Here is a 20709-nt window from a genome sequence, read left to right on the forward strand (position 1 = left end):
TATGGCTTATGATGACCAAAATATCTTTGCAAGAATTATTCGTGGTGAATTACCTGCAATTAAAGTTTATGAAGATGATCAGGTTCTTGCTTTTATGGATATTATGCCGCAAGCTGAAGGTCATACTTTGGTCATTCCTAAAACACCGGCAGTTACATTACTTGACCTGCCAGCAAAAGCCGCTGCTTATAGTATTCAGATAGTACAGAAAATTGCAAAAGCAATAGAGAAAGCATTGAATGCCGAGGGAATTGTTTTAATGCAGCTTTCAGGCGCTGCTGCTGGACAAACTGTTCCGCATGTTCATTTTCATCTGATTCCAAGTTCAGTGCACCAGCTAGGTCGCCATGCGGCTGAAATAGGAGATCAGGAGAAAATTAAGGCTATTGCGGAGAGAATCCGTGCTGCTCTTTAAAGCCTTATTTTCAATTAAAACCTAATGGAGCTTCGGCTCCATTTTTGTTTAAATTTCAAAAATATAAAAATAATCTAATTCTTCTTTCCTCTTTTTATCCTTCATTAAACTGTCATTTTTCTTTCACTTCTCTGTCACACAGTTTGCAGATACTGCTTAGCAAGTTGGTGAGCTTATGTAACTTTTTGTACACAGGCAAACTATAAAAAAGAGTTAGCAAGGCAAATAGCCATTTTAAAGAATTGTTTTTGGAGAAATCTCAATGAAAAAATTGCTTCTCGCTGCTACAGTAGCAACTTTAAGCTTAAACGCAGCGCAAGCAGCGCCAACTTTGTACGGTAAAGTAAATGTCAGCGTTGACAATTACGATAATGGCAAAGATGACAAAATTGAAGTTAACTCGAATGCTTCTCGTCTGGGGATTAAAGGCGAAGAAAAATTGACAGATCAGTTGTCTGCAGTGTATCAGGCTGAATGGGAAATTGATGTAGATGGTGGCGATGACGTATTCAAGAAACGTAACATTTTTGCCGGCTTAAAATGGGCAGAAATCGGTACTTTAAGAGCCGGTATTATAGATACACCATTTAAAGATGCAGCAGGCGGTTATCGTGATGTATTCAATGATTATGCACACGCCGATATTAAAGAAATGATGTATGGTGAAGAGCGGGTTGAAAATGTGGTCAGTATTGAGACAGATCCGAAATTACTCGCCGGTGTAGTATTTGCCCTACAGGCTCAGCAAGGCGAGTCAAATACTGAAACCAACAAATATACAGACGGTGCTCGTGACAGCCTAGGAGATGGCCTTTCAACTTCACTATCTTATGCTAATAAAGATTATGGTTTTGAAGGTGTGATTGCTGGAAACTTTAAATCAATTGGCGATTTTGCTGCGGTTGGTCTTAAGGATATTCCTGCTGATGCATTCCGCCTAGGTGCCTCTTTTGACTTGGGTAAAATTGGTGTGCCAGGCCTGTATTTAGGGGCAATGTGGCAGACTGCTGAAATCTCGGATTATAATAATATCAAGCCCCGTGTAGTAACTGATGGTGTTGTTACCTATGCTGGTGATTATAGCAACGTAGAAGAAAAAGCATGGTTAATTTCTGCGACTTATAAACTTGCAAACACGCCTTGGACATTCAAGGCACAGTATCAGTCAGCAGACACTGACTATGCAGTTCTTGCAGGTGCGTCAGGTGACAGCTCAGTTGACCAGTGGGGAATTGGCGCAGATTACAAACTCAATAGCCAGACTAAACTCTTTGCCAGTGCTGTTCAGCGTGAATGGGATAACTCCCCTGCTAAAGGTAATGCAGATGAAAGCGTATACGGTTTAGGTATGGAAATAAAATTCTAATTCTGGCAATTTAAAAAAGGGCTATATGCCCTTTTTTAATTTAACGTTTCAGAAAACCGGAAACCATATTTAAAACATTTTGAATATCATTGTTGGCTTCCTGTTTGTTGGTCTTCTCACCTTGTGGAGTCAGCGCATCAATGATTTGTGGTAGTACTGAAGAAATAGCACTGTATACATCCTGTTTAGGTGCATGTGTCTGCTCAGCTACTTGCTCGACTTCCTGATCATCAAATAAACTTTGTATATTTTGCTGCGGCGCATTTTCTTTATTGCTCTGGTTTGGGTCTACCCAGTTCTGTACCTGATTTCCAAGACCGGCATTACGCAATTTGTCTAATGCACCTTGAAGACCACCCTGCTTCTGAATCCAGGCTAGAACCAGTGGCAACACGGCGATCAATAAAGTTTTGGTACTGTTATTTCCACTGTTATGCGGTACTTCATTTTGAGTCTGGCGTGGTTGCTGTTGACGCTGGTTACCATGACCAAATTGCTCAAGTACTGAACCTAAAACGCCACCTAAACCGGATTGACGGCCCTGATTCTGGGTATTCTGATGGTTAGCCTGCGTATTCTGGCCACCGAGCTGACCTAGAACTGCTCCAAGAATTCCGCCGAGACCACTTGGCTGCTGCGTATTCTGCTGCTGATTATTTTGTGGTTGCTGGTTTCCTAATGCCTGCTTCGCCAGCATTTCCACTATATTGGTCAAGTTGGTCATTACTTACTCCTTGAAAGTGTTATCTTCCTTAAAGCATAAGTGTACCCGACCGGGTGAAACAAAGTCTGATTTGTATATTTTTGCAAGATTTTATAAGTATATTGGCCCTTACCAGCGATATTTGTCCCAATTTTCCGGATTGGCCCAATATTTAGAGTTAAACCAGTCCGGTACGTGCTTATAGGTTAGAATATTGAATTGCCATAATGCGAAATCACTGCTGTTTTCTGTTCTCTCAACCAGTTGGGTAAAACCTAAAGAGCGAAGTAACTGCTCATCCTGAAGACGGCCAACCACAATAATACGCTTCGCCATAAGATCACGTAATTTCACCAGAATTCTAGAAATATCAGGCAGTTTTAATTCTATGAATTCTGGACCGGTTAAAATGACCATTGCCAGATCATAACGTTCAGTAAAGGGCAGATTTAAAAACTCAGTTGCGTTAAAATAATGCCATTGTATAGCCAGATGTGAAGTATCTTGAACTGTTTCAAGCTGCTGACCAATCGACAGTGCAGTATGGATGGGCTGTTCGGCAAATAGATCGTTTAGCATAGAAGTGATGACGTTGAGCTTGGCCATAACTGCATCCTGAATTACGTGAGTGAGAATTATATGGAATTACAAGGCATTTGCCATAAAATGCATGCCGGTCTTAGCAACCCAAGTGTAACTGATCAACAAACGTTAAAGGCAAATGTTGAGTACAAATTTACTCTGGACCGTTCAGAAATTGATCTCCCTTTTACGTTAGGGCAAGAAATTGAAATCGAATGGACTGGTAATATCTATTGTGTATCTTGCGGTGCAAAAACCAAGAAATCATTTTCACAAGGGCATTGTTTTAAATGTTTTAAAACCAAAGCATCCTGTGACATGTGTGTTTTAAAACCGGAAACCTGTCATTACCATTTAGGGACTTGCCGGGAAGACTCATTTGCCCAAGAAGTCTGTTTTCAGCCTCACATTGTATATCTGGCTAATTCAAGTGGTCTTAAAGTCGGCATTACCCGTACCGGTCACATGCCTACCCGGTGGCTGGATCAGGGAGCGACTCAGGCCTTGCCAATTTTTAGAGTCGGTTCACGGCGTTTGTCTGGGCATATTGAGGTAATGTTTGGTAGCCAGATTTCTGATAAAACAGACTGGCGCAAATTGCTTAAAGGCGAAGCGGAACCCGTTAACCTAATTGAAAAACGTGATCAGTTAATTGAAGAATTTGCACCTAAAATTGCCCAGATTCAGGATGAGTTCAGTCAGAATTTACATTTTAACGAGTCAGTAGAGTTGCTTGATCAGGAACTACCACATGAGTTTATTTATCCGGTTGAGCAATATCCTGAAAAGATCAAGTCACATAACCTTGATAAAACACTGAAAATTCGAGGAGTGTTACAGGGTATAAAAGGCCAATACCTTATTTTAGACACGGGTGTTATTAATATCAGAAAATATACGGGTTATGAATTAATTCTGAGAGCGTAAGTCTTTCATAAAAATAAACAGTACCATAATTTGAGTACGGTACTGTTTATTCAAGAGAGCGTCTGATCTGTTGATGGATAAAAGTTAATAAGACAGTACTTTCAGAATGGCCTCTACAGGATTTTCACTGTTACCGGCAAGTAGTCGCTTATGCATCGCAATATGTTGCATTACCTGAGTTTGTGCGACTTCTCTATTCATTAAATTTTCAATTTCTTTAGCTAACTTTTGTGGAGTGGCATCGGTCTGGATTAGCTCGGCTATAACTTTCTTACCTGCAATAATATTTGGCAGTGAATAATAGGGAATCTTAACCAATAACTTGGCAATAACATAAGTAAGCCAGTTCAGCTTATAAAAAGTCACCATTGGCCGATGTAATAGCATGGCCTCTAGTGTTGCTGTACCTGAAGCCAGGGCCACAATATCACTGGCATTCATTACCATACGACCAATTTTGGAGTCAGTACCGGTATTTTCTAGCACCTTAACCTGTGCCTTAAACTCAGCAGGATAATTTTTTAATTGTTCTTCAATCTGAACTTTTCTTGCTTCATTTATAGCAGGTAATAAAAATTCAATTTTAGGATATTTCTGATAAATAATCTGTGCAGCATCAAGCACCAAAGGACCTAGACGCTCGACTTCTCCACGACGGCTGCCGGGTAATAGCGCAATATGCTGTCTGGCCGGATCGAGTCCTAACTGCTGTTTGGCTACAATTAGAGGATTATCTAAAGGTAACTGACTGGCCAAAGGATGTCCTACAAATGCAGCAGGAACCTGATAACGCTCATAAAAAGCTTTTTCGAACGGGAACAGGCAAAGTACCAGATCAATAGATTGCTTGATTCCGTGCACACGGCCCTGACGCCATGCCCACACTGATGGGCTTACATACTGTACCGTTTTTATTTTAAGTTGTTTCTGTTTCAGACTTTTAGAAAGCCGCAAATTAAAATCTGGAGCATCAATTCCAATGAAAATATCTATAGGTTTCTGGCTCCAGCGTTCAACAAGTCCATCACGTACAGCAAACAGCTTTTTCAGATCTTTTAAGACCTCAACAATTCCCATAACTGACAGAATATCCATTGGATAATAGCTCTTAAAGCCTTCTGCCATCATTTGTGGCCCACCAATCCCTTCAAATTCAGCTTCTATCCCCTGCTCGCGAAAACTACGAATCAGCTTGGCACCTAAAGTATCACCAGAAACTTCACCTACCACTATACCAATTTTAAGTTTCCGATTTTCCAAGAGTTTTATCTCCATTATAAGACCAAGCTATTTTAACATAACCCTATTAGATTTAATTAGGCTCACTGTATCCGTATCTAATTTAATCCGATTACACTCTTTAAAAAATTTAAACTTCCTTTTAGAAATTCAAAAATTATCTAAATAATCTATTGTTTACCAATTGTAAATCACCACAACAAATAATAATATAAATGATAATAATTTTCATTAACCAATATTATGAATTCTCATTTACACGCCAGTTATTTTAAACTTTCTCTCCTTACTCTGGCACTATTAAATGTACAAGCTGCTCTTGCAGCAGAGGCTTCAGATACCCAGGCACTTCCTGTTATTCAGCTGCAAGCCAATACTATGAGTAGCCAATCTTCTGAACAAACGCAAGCCTATATAGTCAAGGATTCAAACAGTGCTACCGGGTTGAATCTGAGTATTAAAGAAACTCCACAAACAGTGAATGTGGTAACCAATCAGCAAATTAAAGATTTCAATCTGACCGACGCACGTGATGTTTTAGCAGCAGTACCAGGTGTAGTCGTGTCTAGTCAGGAAACTAACCGTACTACTTACACAGCACGCGGCTTTGATATCAGTAATTACCAGATTGATGGAACAAACCTTCAGTTAACTGGTAGTGATTATCAGAATGGAGATATAGATACATTTTTATATGACCGGATTGAAGTCGTGAAAGGCTCAAATGGCTTGACTTCTTCTACGGGTAATCCCTCTGCAACTGTAAATTACATTCGCAAACGGCCAACTACAGACACCCGGACACAAGGCTCTATCAGTTATGGATCTTGGGATACAGTTCGGGGTGAAGCAGATATCTCAGGCAGTTTAACTGCTGATGAACGTATACGCGGACGAGTAATGCTGGCACAGGAAGCCGGAAACTCCTATCTGGATCATTACAGCCAGGAAAAAACTGTTGCCGGGCTAACTATTGAAGCTTACCTGACAGAACAGACACTCTTAAGCACAGGGTATAACTTTCAGAAAGACCGGCCTAATGGAAACAACTGGGGCGCCCTTCCCATGCTGGATAGTGAGGGGAAATTGTTAAACTATAGCCGTAGTTATAATCCGATGCCGGACTGGGTACACTGGGATATGGAAAAACAGAATGCTTTTATAGAACTCAAACATCAGTTTAATGATGACTGGAGTATAAAAGCCAGTTATAACTATGCCAAACAAAAAGAAGATGGAGCCATGCTGTATTTTACCGGCGTTCCAGATCGGGAAACAGGACAAGGGGTCAGTGAATATCCCTCAGCTTTCATAGAAAAAAACCAGAATCATGATATTGATATCAGTATATTAGGAAAATATTCGTTGTTTGGTCAAACTCATGACCTGATGGCCGGCAGCAGCTGGTCCAAAAATGATGTAAAACAGAACTCAAGATATATTGCAAACCGTAGCAGACCAATTCCTGACTGGTTCAATTATTACAACAATACTTATCCAGACTTTATTGACGATACAAACAATCCGGCTAATCAGGCAGATTATACGCAGGAACAGAAACGTGTTTATACAGCGACACGTTTACATTTGGGAGATAAGTTAAAAGTCTTGGCGGGTGCCAATTATACTGATGCCACTTCAAAAGGTCAAAATTACGGCGACTCAACCAATTATAGAGATTCGAAAGTGTTGCCTTATGCAGGGATCACTTATGATATTGACTCAACTTATACAGCATACGCAAGTTACAGTACGATTTTTAAACCGACTTCAAAACTTGGTCTAGACAAGCAGATTTTAAAACCTACAGAAGGAAGCTCCTATGAACTTGGTATTAAAGGTTCATGGTTCGATGATCAGCTCATTGTCTCTAGTGCTGTGTTCCGCAACGAATATGACAAGTTTCCAGTTTATGAAAAATGGGATCAGGCTAACTTATACAGTCAACAAAATATTAAATCACAAGGCTATGAATTTAATATTGCCGGTCAGCTAACCGACCAGCTGAATATATCAGCCGGTTATGTACAGCAGAACATGAAAGATCGTGATACTGGAGCAAAAACTCGTACCTTTGTACCTGAACGCACCTTTAATGTACTTACCAGTTACACGGTTCCGCAATTTCCCCAATTAAAAGTAGGCGCAAATCTGGTCTGGCAAGATAAAATCAGCCAGACAGATAAAAGTAATCTGATACAGGACAGTTATGCTTTACTTGATCTAATGGCCAGCTATGAATTAAATGATCATGTCAGTTTTCAGGCCAATGCAAAAAATATTACCAATGAAAAATATTTTAATTCTCTAGAATATGGCCAGACTTATTACGGTGCGCCCGCTAACTATACAGTCGCGGTAAACTTCAAATATTAATAGTAAACAGTTCAGCTCTCTAAAGAGCTGAACTGTTTATTTTATATATAGAAAATGATGAGAAGCAGATTGAATTTTTTACAGAAGACTTATCCATACTGTGCAGCTTTTTATCGAACCCTGCTAGCCTTTATAGCGGGTTATATATTTATGGCCTATCTAGCTTATGATCTAGCTCACTTACTAAGTTTTTATTTTCCAAAAGCCGAATCAATTTACTTGGCGGCAATCACTGCGATTTTACTGTATTTGGTCTTTATTATTTCGAGTTTTTGCATTAATTGCCTCTGGAAGTTAACCCTGCTGAGTCTCATCAGCTGCGGCTTTTTCTATTTTATTTCGCTTTATACAGGTTAAATTATGCAAAAATCTATCCGGCAATCGATGGCATCTTTGCATTCTTGGACCGGTCTTTTACTAGGCTGGCTATTGTTTGCTATTTTCCTGATGGGTTCTACCGCCTATTACCGCCATAATTTAAATTTATGGATGCAGCCTGCCCTGGCTCAGATTCAGGTAAACCAGGAAACAGCATTAAATACTGCATATCAATATTTACAGAACGAAGCATCCGACGCTAAAACCTGGTATCTGGAAATAGCAACTCAAGAAAAGCCGTTTAACAAAATGTACTGGCAGAAACAGGATGGCAGTTATGGCAGTGCTTTATTAAATCCGGCCACTGGTCAGGAATTAAAACTCTCCGGAACCCAAGGCGGTGAGTTTTTCTATCTTTTCCATTTTCAGCTGTTTGGTATTCCGGTACTCATTGGACGTCTGATTGCGTGTTTTGCTGCCCTGATCATGCTGATTGCCCTTATTTCCGGTATTATCACTCATAAAAAAATACTGACTGATTTCTTTACTTTCCGTACTTTTAAAGGCCAGCGTTCCTGGCTTGATTTTCATAATATCTGCTCAGTCATTGCACTCCCCTTTTTTTTAACCATTACTTTTACTGGTCTGGCTATTTTGTTTTATTTATATCTGCCATGGAGCCTTGAAAAATTTTATCCTGAAAACAAATACCAGTACTTTGAAGAAATCAATCAGAAAATTTTAACAAAGGCAAATTATCTAAAACCTGCTGCGATGCTTCCGATCCAACAAGTTCTGGCTATTAGCCAGCAGCAATGGGGTATTACAGATTATGCACGACTAGAGGTTAAGAACCCGAATACTACTTCTGCAAAAATAACTCTGGTTCAGTCTACTGACTATTCGATTACCCGTGATGCACCACAATTAACAGTAAACGGTATAAGTGGCCAGATTATAAGTGATACAAAAAACCGTAGCGCAATAGCCACACTTAACTCAGGTGTCTATGGTTTGCATATGGCAACTTTTGCCCAGCCTTTACTACGGTTCGCTTTATTTTTTTCAGGCATACTGGGCTGTTTGATGATTGCCTCTGGTTTATTGTTATGGAGTTTAAAGCGGCATCTACAAAACAAGACTCAAGCCTTTCATTTGGGCTTTTATTTGGTAGACCGGTTAAATGTGGCTACTTTTATAGGTCTTCCTACAGCTATACTGTGTTATCTCTACGCTAACCGTCTTGTAAGCGTCCAGCCAGGTGGCACAAATTATGAAATTTATAGCTTCTTTATCAGCTGGCTGATCCTGTTTATTCTAGCGATAATGACTAAAAAACAATGGTTATGGAAAATACAGCTTGCTATTTTCATATGTCTCGCTTTTAGTCTGCCAATTTATGATCTTTATTACTTGAGTCAGCAAAATTATATTTCAGGATTATCGCACTATTGGAACTTTCTCAGAATTGACCTGATGCTATGGCTATTTGCTTTTTTAGCCTTCTTTATTTATCGCAATATTGAACCGATACAACTTAAAAGCAGCCAGAAGCTTTCTGCCAAAATTATAAGGAATACCCAAGAGGTTAATTCATGACATTGTTATTAGCTTTTTTTATGCTACTTGCCTGCTTTTATGGATTTTATCTTAGCAGTTCAAAGCAGCTTGCCAAGACTCTTAGTTTTAATAAGGCTTTTCTTGTAAAATACCCCTTATTGCTCAGGTTATTTTGCAGCCTTCTATTTATATCAGCAACCTATTTCATTACCCGTAGCTATCATCTATCCATTGGATTTATTAGTGTCTGGATTTTCGCTACCCCTATTTTATTTTTCATGATCTTGACAATAAATGACTTAAAACCGAATAGGAAATATCAAAGAAGATAGTGAAAATGCTTTATTGACGTATCTATACAACAAAGTCATAGTCAAGCTTAGCGTTTTTTTGCATAAGTAAATCATTAATCGTCACAACTGCTTATATGAAAAAGTCATAACATAGACATGTTTTATTATATTGGCATGAGTTAATGGTTGGTCCTCTAGAATTCATTTTGGCTGGTGTACTGGTTGGTTTTTGTGTAGGTATAACAGGTGTAGGTGGTGGTTCATTAATGACACCTATTTTAATCAGCTTGTTCAGGATCGAACCCCATATTGCGATTGGTACCGACTTGCTCTACGCAGCAATTTCAAAATTCTGCGGCTCACTGGTCCATGCCAGAAAATTAAATATTGTCTGGCCCATAGTTCTCTGGCTGGCATTGGGGAGTATTCCAGCGTCTTTTGCGACCCATTGGGTGCTTGAGCACTATCTGAGCCAGTCCACTCACTATAAAGCTGTTCTTACCACAGTTTTAGGGTTTATGCTGACTCTGACCGGTATTTCAATTATTTTCCGTGCGCGGATTGAAAAATTTTTTAGCCGTTTTCGTAAACCTGAAGTTTCTGATCAGGAACAAGCGCTGTTTGCTAATCCGCGCCGCCGCTTCTATATTTTATTTATGGGTATCGTACTGGGTATATTTGTTACCCTCTCTTCGGTAGGTGCTGGCGCTTTTGGCATTATGGCATTGATTCTTATGTTCCCTAATTTGCCAATGATCCGGATTATTGGTTCCGATGTAGTTCATGCAGTATTGCTAACACTGGTTGCAGGCTTAGGCCACATGAGTTCGGGAAATGTCGATTTCACTCTATTAATGTGGTTACTAGTCGGTTCCATTCCAGCCATTATTGTTGGTACATTAATCAGCTCACGGTTACCTGAACGTATTATTCGCAAGATTCTGGGAATTACCCTGTTTGCTTTAGGTATCAACTTTATGTTGCATCCGGTTAAAGCCAAACCAGTAACTACTTCAGAGAGCGCAGTCATTAGTACTGTTGAAAAAACACACAAGATATAATTAATTCGTAAAATGAATTGCTTTTTCAGGCTTTAACAGAGTTTTTGTATAGCAATTCATCACTTAAATCATGTTATATTCAAGTAACTATAACCACTTCTGTATGAACAATCACCAGTGACGGCAATGAATACACTACAGTCTAAAACAGTATCCCCTTCAGATATCAGTGATGTAAATGTGAAAAGCATTCAACCACTTGTAACTCCTGCAACACTGAAAGAAGAACTTCCTTTAAGTGAAACGGCTTATCAAACCGTCATGAAAGGCCGTGAAACTATACGTAATATTTTAGATGGTATTGATAAACGCCTGTTTGTCGTGATTGGGCCTTGTTCAATTCATGATACGGTAGCTGCACATGAATATGCTGACCGCTTAAAAGTCTTGAGTGAAAAAGTTCAGGATACTCTTTATATCGTTATGCGTGTTTATTTTGAGAAACCACGTACTACTGTAGGCTGGAAAGGTCTGATTAATGACCCGGACATGGATGACTCCTTTAATATTGAAAAGGGTCTTCGTATTGGCCGCCAGCTGTTACTTGAACTCAATGAAAAAGGTTTACCTTGTGCAACAGAGGCCCTTGATCCGAACTCGCCACAATACTATCAAGACCTGATTTCGTGGTCTGCTATCGGTGCACGTACTACAGAAAGCCAGACCCATCGTGAAATGTCTTCCGGCTTGTCTTCACCTGTAGGTTTTAAAAATGGTACTGACGGCGGCCTGACAGTAGCTACCAATGCCATGCAGTCAGTTAAACATGGACATAGCTTTCTGGGCCTGAATGAGAATGGCCAGGTTTCTATTATCCGTACTGCAGGTAATGCTTATGCACATGTAGTACTGCGAGGTGGTAATGGCAAGCCGAACTATGATGCTGGTGCTGTGGCCGATGCGGAAATGACTTTGGCTAAAGCCAAGGTTAGTAACAAGATTATGATTGATGCCAGTCATGCCAACTCGAACAAAGATCCGTATTTGCAACCGTTGGTTTTAAAAAATGTGACTGAGCAGATTATTGATGGGAACAAGTCAATTGTCGGTGTTATGGTCGAGAGTCATCTCAAGGGTGGCCGCCAAGATATTCCTGCGAAACTGGATGACCTTGAATATGGCAAGTCAGTCACAGACGGCTGTATAGACTGGGAAACTACCGAAAGGACCTTACTTGCCATGCATGAAGCATTAAAAGACGTTTTACCAAATCGTTAAACATTGAGACGCCATCATCATGATGGCGTTTTTTATATAGGATTTGTACCATATGAATGAACTAGAATATGCTTTAAGCCAGATTCCATATTTTGATTATGTTCATGAGCGCCTGTTTTGCTCAGGTCAGTTGACCGCAGAAAATCTCGAACAAATCAAGGCTTATGGTTGCTCGACCATTATTAATCTTGCCTCCAGCAAAGCTGAAATGGCTCTTAGAAATGAAGATCAGTTGTGCCTGGACCTTGACCTCAACTATATTCACATTCCTTTAGATAATGAACGCCCTTCAGCCAATCAGGCTATTCTGGTTCTAGAGCTGATTAATCACTTAGTCTGTGAGCAGACAGTGTGGCTGCACTGTGCTGATAACCGGCAATGTAGTGTGCTGATGTACTTATATCGACAATACTTTATGAATATAGATATGCCTACAGCACAAGAGTATTTGCACAGAATCTGGGAACCCGATGATACCTGGACCGGACTGATTCATGCGGTTGCCTTACAACTTCAAGGCCGCAAAGCAACACGCGAACTGGAACAGTCACTAATGCAGGTTCGTCAGTTTGAGTGAAGTACAAGTAAAATTGTAGCAGTAGCCAAAATGCCTTCCTGACGGCCAGTAAACCCCAGCTTCTCAGTAGTTGTAGCTTTTACACTAATTTGTGAAATATCTGCATTGAGTACTTCAGCAATGCTCTGCCGCATTTCGAGATTATGTTTGGCCAGTTTCGGGCGTTCACAGGCTACAGTAATATCGGCATTACCCAGCATATAACCTTCCTTTAAAATTAAATCATATACATGCTTGAGCAATATCCGGCTATCTGCACCTTTGAATTCATCGTCAGTATCCGGAAAATGCTGTCCAATATCTCCTAGTGCCAGTGCCCCCAATAGAGCATCAGCTAGTGCATGTAAAACTACATCACCATCTGAATGAGCTTTTAAACCATGAGTATGTGGAATCCTGACACCTGCCAGATGAACAAATTCACCCTCTTCAAATGCATGCACATCAATGCCTTGGCCGATACGGAACTGCGGTCTTAACATGACTGTTTCCTTATAAATAAATCTTAGATCAGTTGTATTTTAGCTTGTGATTTCGCTATATTACGTAAGCAAACTCTATAGCAAAAGTATAAGCGATCATGTTATTGAATACCGAGTTTCCTCACATTAAAATAATAGGATCATTATTTGTAGCGACCTGTTTATGGTCATCAATGGCCGTAGCTCAAGCGTTACAGTGTACATCTGATATTACTGCGCCTGCTTTAAAGCGTATTTGCTCAGATAAGTTCGATGCCGAACGCCAAATGCTAAATAATAAATATCTTACAGCCTATCTGATTACTGATGCTCCGGTCCGTTTACTCCAAGACACACATCTGACTTGGCTAAATCGCATGCAACAGTGTAAAAGTAATGACTGTTTTAAACAGCAGTTCGAACTGCGTATGGATGATCTGGATATTTATACTTCAATGAATCAGAGTTTGACCCAGCATTATTTAAAATATGAAAATGGCTTAATTGCGAAACAGCCTGTACATTTACAGGTACACCAACTCTCTAAAGAGAGAATCAAGATTGAGGGAATTGCGTACCGCAACCCGAATAATCGTAAAGAGACCCAAAACATTGCTTTTCTCGCTTACACCACTCCCGAGAACAAGCAGGAAATTATCGATAATGAACATGACTGTAAATATAATTTTAACTTTCAGAAAGCCTTGCTTACAGTAAGTTCACAGCAGAAAGGTTGTGAGCGATTCAACGGCATTTACCGTTTGTACGACTAAACTTTGTAATTTCAGATTAATACTTAAATAAAAAAGCCCGGACTGCTGAGACCGGACTTTATATTTCTAAAACTTATTAATCAATAGGCATTTCTGAAGCGCGACAGATTTCTGCACACTGCTCGCAGGCCTTAGCACAATGCTGGCAATGTTGATCTTCATGTGCACCACATTCTTCAGCACAACGTTCACATGCCTGAGCACATAGCGCCATCACATTGTCTAAAAGTGCCGAGCCTCTGATTTCATAGCTGATACAAAGACGGCATAGCTCCACACAATCTAAACAGCGACGGATACATTCGCGCATCATGCCTACCATTTCTTCCTGCAAGCATTCTGCTGCACAGGTTTGACAAGCGATAATACATTCAGTACAGGCCCGAATTGAAGCAGAGGCCTGTGAATAAACCGGATTAGTCATTGTTTCATCTTGTTGTATTGGCACTTTCCACCTCATTCACTATTTATGAGCCTTTTAAGTATTTCAGGAATGCAGAAAAGGTAGAACCATCTACAGGTAATGAATTGTGCCTTTTTTTAAACAATGGGTAAGCTTATGAAATATTCAGCTGTAGTATCAAAATTTAAGAATAAAAATTAATCCATTGAATATAAATATAATAATACTAAGAAGAAGCTGTATTTTGAGATTCAATAATCAGCTTGGCCAGCTCAAGATCATCCGGATAAGTAATTTTTATATTGTCCGAACGCCCCATTACTACTTGAACAGGATATCCGGCATGTTCAATTGCACTGGCTTCGTCAGTAATTGTGACCTGGTCGGCCAATGCTTTTTCAATCGCAGCTTTAAGCAATCCCAGTCTGGCAAGCTGTGGAGTCTGGGCTTGCCACAAGCATTCACGGCTTACTGTTTTGGTAATGTGCTGTTTATCAGATACCAGTTTTAAAGTATCCCGTACAGCTATAGCAAGAATAGCGCTACAGTTCTGTTCGATAGCGTTCTCAACCAGATTTTGCAAGCTGCTGAACTGGACACAGGGACGCGCTGCATCATGTACCAGTATAAGATCATCTTCATCAGCAATATTACTTAGATAATGGAGAGCATTGAGTACCGAATGCACCCTTTCTTGCCCACCCAGACAAAAGTGAGCTTTCTCAGCCTTTACTAAAGGTAAAGTTCGAGCAACATCATCATGTGCACTAACTGCAAGTATATATCCGGCTAGATCTAGCTGATTCAACCGGCTAACCGTGTGCTCGAGTACAGTCTGCTGCCCAATTAACTGATATTGTTTAAGTTCATGTTTAGAAAAACGGCTGCCTGAGCCAGCAGCAGGAATTACCGCCCAGAGTTTAGGGTGTTTCGATAACAGGGTCTGGTTCTGACTCATTGGTTCTTAAATCAACCTTGGCATTAGGATCAATATAAATGGGTTTATATTGAGTACTGATTGTACTCATCTGTACAAAAGTTTCATGGGGCTTGATCAGACCGAGGTCTAAACGTGCATGTTCCTCAATGGCTTCAATACCATGTTTGAGGTCATACACTTCCGCCGCTAAAATGCGATTTCGCTCTTTTAATTCTTGATTAATATCAGCTTGTTGTTGGATTTGCTGAGTCAGGGTCTGATGAGGGAAATAGCCCCCCTCACCAAACCAGAAGCGGTACTGCAGCACGACAATCATAACGATTGCCAGTGCTAGCAATACTTTGCTGGAAATTGAACCGAAAACTTCTTTCATAAAAGCCATGAAAAGTTAGTTCAATCCTTTAAATTCAGCTTTACCGCGGTAAACTGCTTTAGTAATTTCTTCAATACGTAGTAATTGATTATATTTTGCTACGCGGTCAGAACGGCAAAGTGAACCGGTTTTAATCTGGCCCGCTGCTGTACCTACGGCAAGATCTGCAATAGTAGAATCTTCAGTTTCACCTGAACGGTGAGAAATTACAGTCGAGTAACCATTTGCTTTAGCAAGATAGATTGCGTCGAGTGTTTCGGTCAAAGTACCGATCTGGTTATATTTGATAAGGATAGAGTTAGCAACCTTCTCATTAATACCACGCTGTAGTATCTTCGGATTGGTTACAAACAGGTCATCACCTACTAACTGAATCTTGTCACCAAGAATAGAAGTCAGGTAAGACCAGCCTTCCCAGTCAGACTCGTCCAGACCATCTTCAATCGAGATAATTGGATACTGATTTACCAGACCTGCAAGATAGTCAGCAAACTGGTTGCTGGTGAATGCCTTATTGCCCTCACCTGCAAGGATATATTGACCATCTTTATAGAATTCTGAAGATGCACAGTCCAGCGCCAGCATAATATCAGAACCAGCTTTATAGCCAGTTTGCTCAATTGCTGAAAGAATTACAGTGATTGCTTCTTCATTTGAACGAAGGTTTGGTGCAAAACCACCTTCATCACCTACTGCAGTATTTAAGCCTTGTTTCTTTAAAACTGATTTTAAAGAATGAAAAATTTCTGCACCAGCACGCAGGCTCCCAGCGAATGAGGTAAAGCCCACAGGTTCAATCATGAATTCCTGAATATCAACAGTGTTATCTGCATGAGCGCCACCATTTAAGATATTCATCATTGGAACAGGCATAGTCAAAGTTTTCTGGCCACGCAGGTCTGCAATGTATTGGAAAAGAGGAATTCTCTTTTCATCAGCAGCAGCACGGGCAGCGGCTAGAGATACAGCCAGAGTTGCGTTAGCGCCTAGTTTTTCTTTATTCTCAGTACCATCTAAAGCGATCATTGTATTATCAATGTCTTTTTGTTCGAATACTGATTTACCCAATAAAGCATCACGGATTAAAGTATTAACATTATTAACCGCAGTTTGAACGCCTTTGCCCAAATAGCGTGCTTTATCGCCATCACGCAGTTCTAAAGCTTCACGAGAACCAGTTGAAGCACCAGATGGTGCACATGCACGGCCAACTACGCCGGATTCCAAGATTACATCAGCTTCGATGGTTGGGTTACCACGAGAGTCCAAAATTTCACGTGCACGGATGTCAACGATTTGGCTCATGAACAATTCCTCAGTTGAATGAATAACAAGATGCAAGCAGCAGCATCAATGGGTATCTAATTTTTTGAATCCTTTAACCAAAGTATCCAATTCTTTTAATTGTGCTAAAAATGGCTCTAGCTGGTTCAGACGCAACGCACATGGCCCATCACATTTGGCCAGTTCCGGGTCAGGATGTGCTTCCAGGAATAAACCCGCAAGTCCTGTAGCCATACCAGCACGTGCCAATGTGGCAATCTGGGCACGACGGCCGCCCGCAGAATCGGCACGGCCCCCTGGCGTTTGCAAGGCATGGGTTACATCAAAAAATACTGGAACATTCATTTCTTTCATAATGTCGAAGCCCAGCATATCAACCACAAGGTTGTTATAACCAAAAGCTGAACCACGTTCGCACAAGATCAGTTTGTCATTGCCGGCTTCCAGACATTTATGCAGAATATGACGCATCTCATGGGGTGCAAGAAACTGGGCTTTTTTAATGTTGATAATAGCTTGGGTTTTTGCCATAGCTTCAACTAGATCCGTCTGACGGCTCAGGAAAGCCGGCAGCTGGATAATGTCGGCAACTTCTGCAACAGGAGCCGCCTGATACGGCTCATGCACATCAGTGATGATCGGAACATTAAAGTGTTTTTTAATGTCACCTAACCACTCGATCCCTTTTTCCAGGCCCGGTCCACGAAAAGAATTCAGGCTTGAACGATTCGCCTTATCAAAACTGGCTTTAAAGACATATGGGATATCCAGACGTTTACAGATATCGACATAGGTTTCGGCAATTTCGAAAGCAAGATCTTTGGATTCAAGTACATTCATACCGCCGAATAATACAAACGGCAAATGATTTGCCATTTGTATATCGCCTAAACGTACAATTTCTTGTGGTTTTAGTAGTGACATTTAAACTTCCTGGTTTATTTCCTGAACAGTCTTATTTACGCTTCTGATACTGCTGTTTCGCAGCCCCGATAAAGCTAGCAAATAATGGATGACCATCACGTGGTGAACTTGTAAATTCCGGATGGAATTGTACTGCAATAAACCAAGGATGCTCAGGGATTTCAACAGTTTCTACTAAATGCTGTAGTGCAGAATAACCTGAGATTTTCATACCTGCAGCTTCAATCTGAGCAATAAAGTGGTCATTCACTTCATAGCGATGACGATGACGCTCGCTAATTTCAGCTGCAGCATAAATATCACGGATTTTAGTTCCTGCAACCAGTTCAGACTTTTGAGCACCTAAACGCATGGTGCCACCAAGATCAGATTCAAGACTACGCTGCTGAAGTTCACCACGTTCATCTAACCATTCAGTAATCAGGCCAATAAGCGGGGCTTTAGTTGAACGGTTAAATTCTGTAGAAGTTGCATCAGCAATATTGGCTACGTGACGCGCAAACTCGATCACTGCAAGTTGCATCCCCAGGCAGATACCGAAGAATGGAATCTGGTTTTCACGGGCATACTGAATGGCTTTCATTTTTCCTTCAGTACCACGCTCACCAAAACCGCCCGGAACTAAAATGGCATCAGCGGTGGCAAGCACTTCATCCACATCTTCAGCTTCAAGCTTTTCAGCATCTACATAGTCAATCTGTACTTTAACGCGATTTTGGATACCCGCATGAAGTAATGCTTCATTCACAGATTTATAAGCATCTGGAAGTTCAACATATTTACCAACCATGGCAACACGAACAGTAAATTCCGGATTCAGTAAAGCTTCAACTACGTTATCCCAGTCAGTCAGGTCTGCTTCTGGAAGATCGTTATAACCGAAACGTTCACAGATCAGGTCATCTACATTCTGTTCATAGAAGTTACGTGGAATCTGATAGATAGAACGTGCATCTTTGCACACTACAACTGCACGTGCTTCAACGTTAGTGAAGAGTGCAATTTTACGCTTGGTGTCAGCATCTACATCATGTTCGGTACGACAGATCAGAATATCGGGCTGAATACCGATAGACAGCAATTCTTTTACAGAATGCTGGGTCGGTTTGGTTTTAAGCTCTGCTGCAGACTTAATATAAGGCAGCAGTGTCAGATGCATGAGCATGGTACGCTTATGACCAAGCTCGACCATTAATTGACGCACTGACTCCATAAATGGTAGTGATTCGATATCACCCACCGTACCGCCAATCTCAACAATCGCTACGTCATAACCTTCACCTGCACGGAGTACACGTTCTTTAATGTTGTCAGTAATATGCGGAATTACCTGAACCGTACCACCCAAGTAGTCACCACGGCGTTCTTTGTTTAGAACATCTTGATAAACACGACCTGAAGTGAAGTTATTCAGTTTGGTCATTTTTGCACGACGCAGGAAACGCTCGTAATAACCCAGATCAAGGTCAGTTTCAGCCCCATCCTCTGTAACAAAAACTTCACCATGCTGGAATGGACTCATAGTGCCTGGATCGACATTGATGTATGGATCCATTTTGACCATGGTGACTTTTAAACCACGAGCCTCTAAAAGTGCTGCTACTGAAGCTGCTGAAATACCTTTACCTAGTGATGAAACCACACCACCAGTCACGAAAATAAAATGGGTCATTGAGTTTCTCGTACAATCGAGCCGAATTCGGCCTGCAATGTTGCGCAATTTTACTTTACTCGGCACCTATAAAGCAAAGTCATTCCGCATCAATTCATAGAACAATAAACAACTGGTTATTCTATCAGCATTTTCGATAAAAAATTAGGCGTAATGTGCATGATTTTTCTGACAGCTTTTACTGTTATAATAGCCTGGTCTCTTTTAAGTCCTGATTTATGCAATTATGAATAAGAAACTTTTGATTTGTGGTGCGATCGCAACAGGTTTGTTCCTCACCGCGTGTGTAAAAAAAGAAGCGCCAAAGGAAGAGGAGCAAGAACAGGTTGAAGTAGTTGAACAACAATCTGTAGCGCCTGCACAAATCGAACCTCTAGAACCGGTTGAAGCTGAACCTGAAATTCCCGAGACGGTTGAAATTGTTCGTGAAGAAACGCCAAACACTACAACCGAAATTCGCCGCGAATATCGTGACCCTGCACCAGTTGAACCGAGACCCGAGCCTAAACCTGAGCCACAAAAGCCAGAGCCTAAGCCAGCTCCAGCACCAAAAGCAGACAGTACCGCCAGCCAGCAGAAATCCAGTTCAGATTCACAGAGCGAAGATGATGCCGTTGCAGCTGCTATGGCGGCTGCCTCACCTGCTCTTGAAAACTAAACAATCCGTTCTTCTGTTCAGTCAGAACAGTAAAAACCCGGTAAATATACCGGGTTTTTTATTAATGAAATGATGAGTTGAAGACTTTGATTTAAATAGATGGCTTTTTCACCCAAGCACTAGGATGCTGAGAAAAACCAATTTTGGGGTAGTAAGTAACAGCCTGTGGAGCTGCAAGTAAAGTCAATGTACATTCCGATTGTAATTGCTGTTCTGTTATTTCAATGAGCTTTTTTCCAATACCCTCTTTTTGAAATCTTACTGTCACTGCCAGATCAGCGAGATAACAGCAAAAATAAAAATCTGTAACCGATCTTGCTATACCTACTAACTCTTGTTTATACCATGCTGAGATGACCAGATTTGAATGCTGTAGCATGCCTGTGATCAGGTCTGCATTCTGGATGGGTCGTCTTGGACCTAATGAAGTTTTCTGTAAAAGGTCAATATACTGCTGCGTACTAACAGGTTCATTTATCAGGTAATGAATCGGTTCAGACATGATATTTTATCTCTTTTATGTTCCTATATTTTAAAGCCCCTTCTATTTTATGGTTATGGAAGAGGCCAGCTATTTCAGGTTTTT

At 40.7% G+C, this 20709-nt stretch carries 21 protein-coding genes; 10 read left to right on the forward strand and 11 right to left on the reverse strand.

Going from position 1 to position 20709, the window contains the following annotated elements; translation table 11 throughout:
- Position 1 precedes the first annotated feature (1 nt).
- Together B3R63_RS00650 and B3R63_RS00655 are read left to right on the forward strand one after the other, a co-directional pair.
- Positions 2 to 415, forward strand: coding sequence for an HIT family protein (locus B3R63_RS00650; protein ID WP_286727964.1), 414 nt, complete (start codon positions 2 to 4; stop codon positions 413 to 415).
- Between the two features lie 262 nt (positions 416 to 677).
- Positions 678 to 1781, forward strand: coding sequence for a porin (locus B3R63_RS00655; RefSeq protein WP_286727966.1), 1104 nt, complete (start codon positions 678 to 680; stop codon positions 1779 to 1781).
- 40 nt (positions 1782 to 1821) lie between these two features.
- Here B3R63_RS00655 and B3R63_RS00660 read toward each other — a convergent pair whose 3' ends face one another.
- Together B3R63_RS00660 and B3R63_RS00665 are read right to left on the reverse strand one after the other, a co-directional pair.
- Positions 1822 to 2505: a YidB family protein gene (locus tag B3R63_RS00660; RefSeq protein ID WP_286727967.1), complete on the reverse strand. Its 684-nt coding sequence runs from the start codon at positions 2503 to 2505 to the stop codon at positions 1822 to 1824.
- 108 nt (positions 2506 to 2613) lie between these two features.
- On the reverse strand, positions 2614 to 3090 hold the full coding sequence (locus B3R63_RS00665; RefSeq protein WP_286727968.1) for a DUF6231 family protein: 477 nt from the start codon (positions 3088 to 3090) through the stop codon (positions 2614 to 2616).
- A gap of 33 nt (positions 3091 to 3123) precedes the next feature.
- Here B3R63_RS00665 and B3R63_RS00670 point away from each other — a divergent pair, with 33 nt between their 5' ends.
- A complete protein-coding gene (locus tag B3R63_RS00670) occupies positions 3124 to 3993 on the forward strand; it encodes a DUF2797 domain-containing protein (protein WP_286727971.1) in 870 nt (289 codons plus the stop codon).
- Between the two features lie 84 nt (positions 3994 to 4077).
- On the opposite strand, the gene lpxB is transcribed toward B3R63_RS00670, so the two are convergent.
- A complete protein-coding gene (lpxB, locus tag B3R63_RS00675; RefSeq protein ID WP_286727972.1) occupies positions 4078 to 5253 on the reverse strand; it encodes a lipid-A-disaccharide synthase in 1176 nt (391 codons plus the stop codon).
- Between the two features lie 222 nt (positions 5254 to 5475).
- On the opposite strand from lpxB, the gene B3R63_RS00680 reads away from it, so the two are divergent.
- The 5 genes from B3R63_RS00680 (at position 5476) to B3R63_RS00700 (ending at position 12635) form a co-directional block, all read left to right on the forward strand.
- Positions 5476 to 7608 (forward strand): TonB-dependent siderophore receptor, encoded by a 2133-nt coding sequence (locus B3R63_RS00680; RefSeq protein ID WP_286727974.1) that lies wholly within the window; start codon positions 5476 to 5478, stop codon positions 7606 to 7608.
- 360 nt (positions 7609 to 7968) lie between these two features.
- Positions 7969 to 9525 carry a PepSY-associated TM helix domain-containing protein gene (locus tag B3R63_RS00685; protein WP_286727975.1) on the forward strand — a complete coding sequence of 519 codons (1557 nt, stop codon included), beginning with the start codon at positions 7969 to 7971 and terminating at the stop codon, positions 9523 to 9525.
- 436 nt (positions 9526 to 9961) lie between these two features.
- Positions 9962 to 10840 carry a sulfite exporter TauE/SafE family protein gene (locus B3R63_RS00690; protein WP_286727976.1) on the forward strand — a complete coding sequence of 293 codons (879 nt, stop codon included), beginning with the start codon at positions 9962 to 9964 and terminating at the stop codon, positions 10838 to 10840.
- A gap of 126 nt (positions 10841 to 10966) precedes the next feature.
- Positions 10967 to 12058 carry a 3-deoxy-7-phosphoheptulonate synthase gene (locus tag B3R63_RS00695; RefSeq protein ID WP_111281377.1) on the forward strand — a complete coding sequence of 364 codons (1092 nt, stop codon included), beginning with the start codon at positions 10967 to 10969 and terminating at the stop codon, positions 12056 to 12058.
- A gap of 52 nt (positions 12059 to 12110) precedes the next feature.
- Positions 12111 to 12635: a hypothetical protein gene (locus tag B3R63_RS00700; protein ID WP_106438715.1), complete on the forward strand. Its 525-nt coding sequence runs from the start codon at positions 12111 to 12113 to the stop codon at positions 12633 to 12635.
- Here B3R63_RS00700 and ispF read toward each other — a convergent pair.
- A complete protein-coding gene (gene ispF / locus B3R63_RS00705; protein WP_286727979.1) occupies positions 12623 to 13117 on the reverse strand; it encodes a 2-C-methyl-D-erythritol 2,4-cyclodiphosphate synthase in 495 nt (164 codons plus the stop codon). The genes B3R63_RS00700 and ispF overlap by 13 nt on opposite strands.
- Positions 13118 to 13215: 98 nt before the next feature.
- Between ispF and B3R63_RS00710 the strand changes: the two genes are divergently transcribed.
- Complete coding sequence (locus B3R63_RS00710) at positions 13216 to 13869, forward strand: A1S_1983 family putative colistin resistance protein (protein WP_101162396.1); 654 nt, start codon at positions 13216 to 13218, stop codon at positions 13867 to 13869.
- 76 nt (positions 13870 to 13945) lie between these two features.
- On the opposite strand, the gene B3R63_RS00715 is transcribed toward B3R63_RS00710, so the two are convergent.
- From B3R63_RS00715 to B3R63_RS00740, 6 genes are all read right to left on the reverse strand, one after another.
- Complete coding sequence (locus tag B3R63_RS00715) at positions 13946 to 14293, reverse strand: four-helix bundle copper-binding protein (RefSeq protein WP_005404505.1); 348 nt, start codon at positions 14291 to 14293, stop codon at positions 13946 to 13948.
- A gap of 205 nt (positions 14294 to 14498) precedes the next feature.
- Positions 14499 to 15230, reverse strand: a complete 732-nt coding sequence (gene ispD, locus B3R63_RS00720; protein WP_286727981.1) for a 2-C-methyl-D-erythritol 4-phosphate cytidylyltransferase — start codon at positions 15228 to 15230, stop codon at positions 14499 to 14501.
- Positions 15193 to 15585 (reverse strand): cell division protein FtsB, encoded by a 393-nt coding sequence (gene ftsB, locus B3R63_RS00725; RefSeq protein WP_286727995.1) that lies wholly within the window; start codon positions 15583 to 15585, stop codon positions 15193 to 15195. The genes ispD and ftsB overlap by 38 nt, the downstream gene beginning before the upstream one ends.
- A gap of 15 nt (positions 15586 to 15600) precedes the next feature.
- Positions 15601 to 16890: a phosphopyruvate hydratase gene (eno, locus tag B3R63_RS00730; protein ID WP_286727982.1), complete on the reverse strand. Its 1290-nt coding sequence runs from the start codon at positions 16888 to 16890 to the stop codon at positions 15601 to 15603.
- 45 nt (positions 16891 to 16935) lie between these two features.
- On the reverse strand, positions 16936 to 17793 hold the full coding sequence (gene kdsA / locus B3R63_RS00735) for a 3-deoxy-8-phosphooctulonate synthase (RefSeq protein ID WP_005406318.1): 858 nt from the start codon (positions 17791 to 17793) through the stop codon (positions 16936 to 16938).
- A gap of 31 nt (positions 17794 to 17824) precedes the next feature.
- Positions 17825 to 19465 (reverse strand): CTP synthase, encoded by a 1641-nt coding sequence (locus B3R63_RS00740; protein WP_286727983.1) that lies wholly within the window; start codon positions 19463 to 19465, stop codon positions 17825 to 17827.
- A 226-nt stretch (positions 19466 to 19691) separates the two neighbouring features.
- On the opposite strand from B3R63_RS00740, the gene B3R63_RS00745 reads away from it, so the two are divergent.
- On the forward strand, positions 19692 to 20123 hold the full coding sequence (locus B3R63_RS00745; RefSeq protein WP_005020066.1) for a hypothetical protein: 432 nt from the start codon (positions 19692 to 19694) through the stop codon (positions 20121 to 20123).
- A 91-nt stretch (positions 20124 to 20214) separates the two neighbouring features.
- On the opposite strand, the gene B3R63_RS00750 is transcribed toward B3R63_RS00745, so the two are convergent.
- On the reverse strand, positions 20215 to 20625 hold the full coding sequence (locus B3R63_RS00750) for a GNAT family N-acetyltransferase (protein ID WP_286727984.1): 411 nt from the start codon (positions 20623 to 20625) through the stop codon (positions 20215 to 20217).
- Positions 20626 to 20709 lie beyond the last annotated feature (84 nt).

The organism is Acinetobacter sp. UBA1297 (genome assembly GCF_002307755.1).
Taxonomy (GTDB): Bacteria; Pseudomonadota; Gammaproteobacteria; order Pseudomonadales; family Moraxellaceae; genus Acinetobacter; species Acinetobacter radioresistens.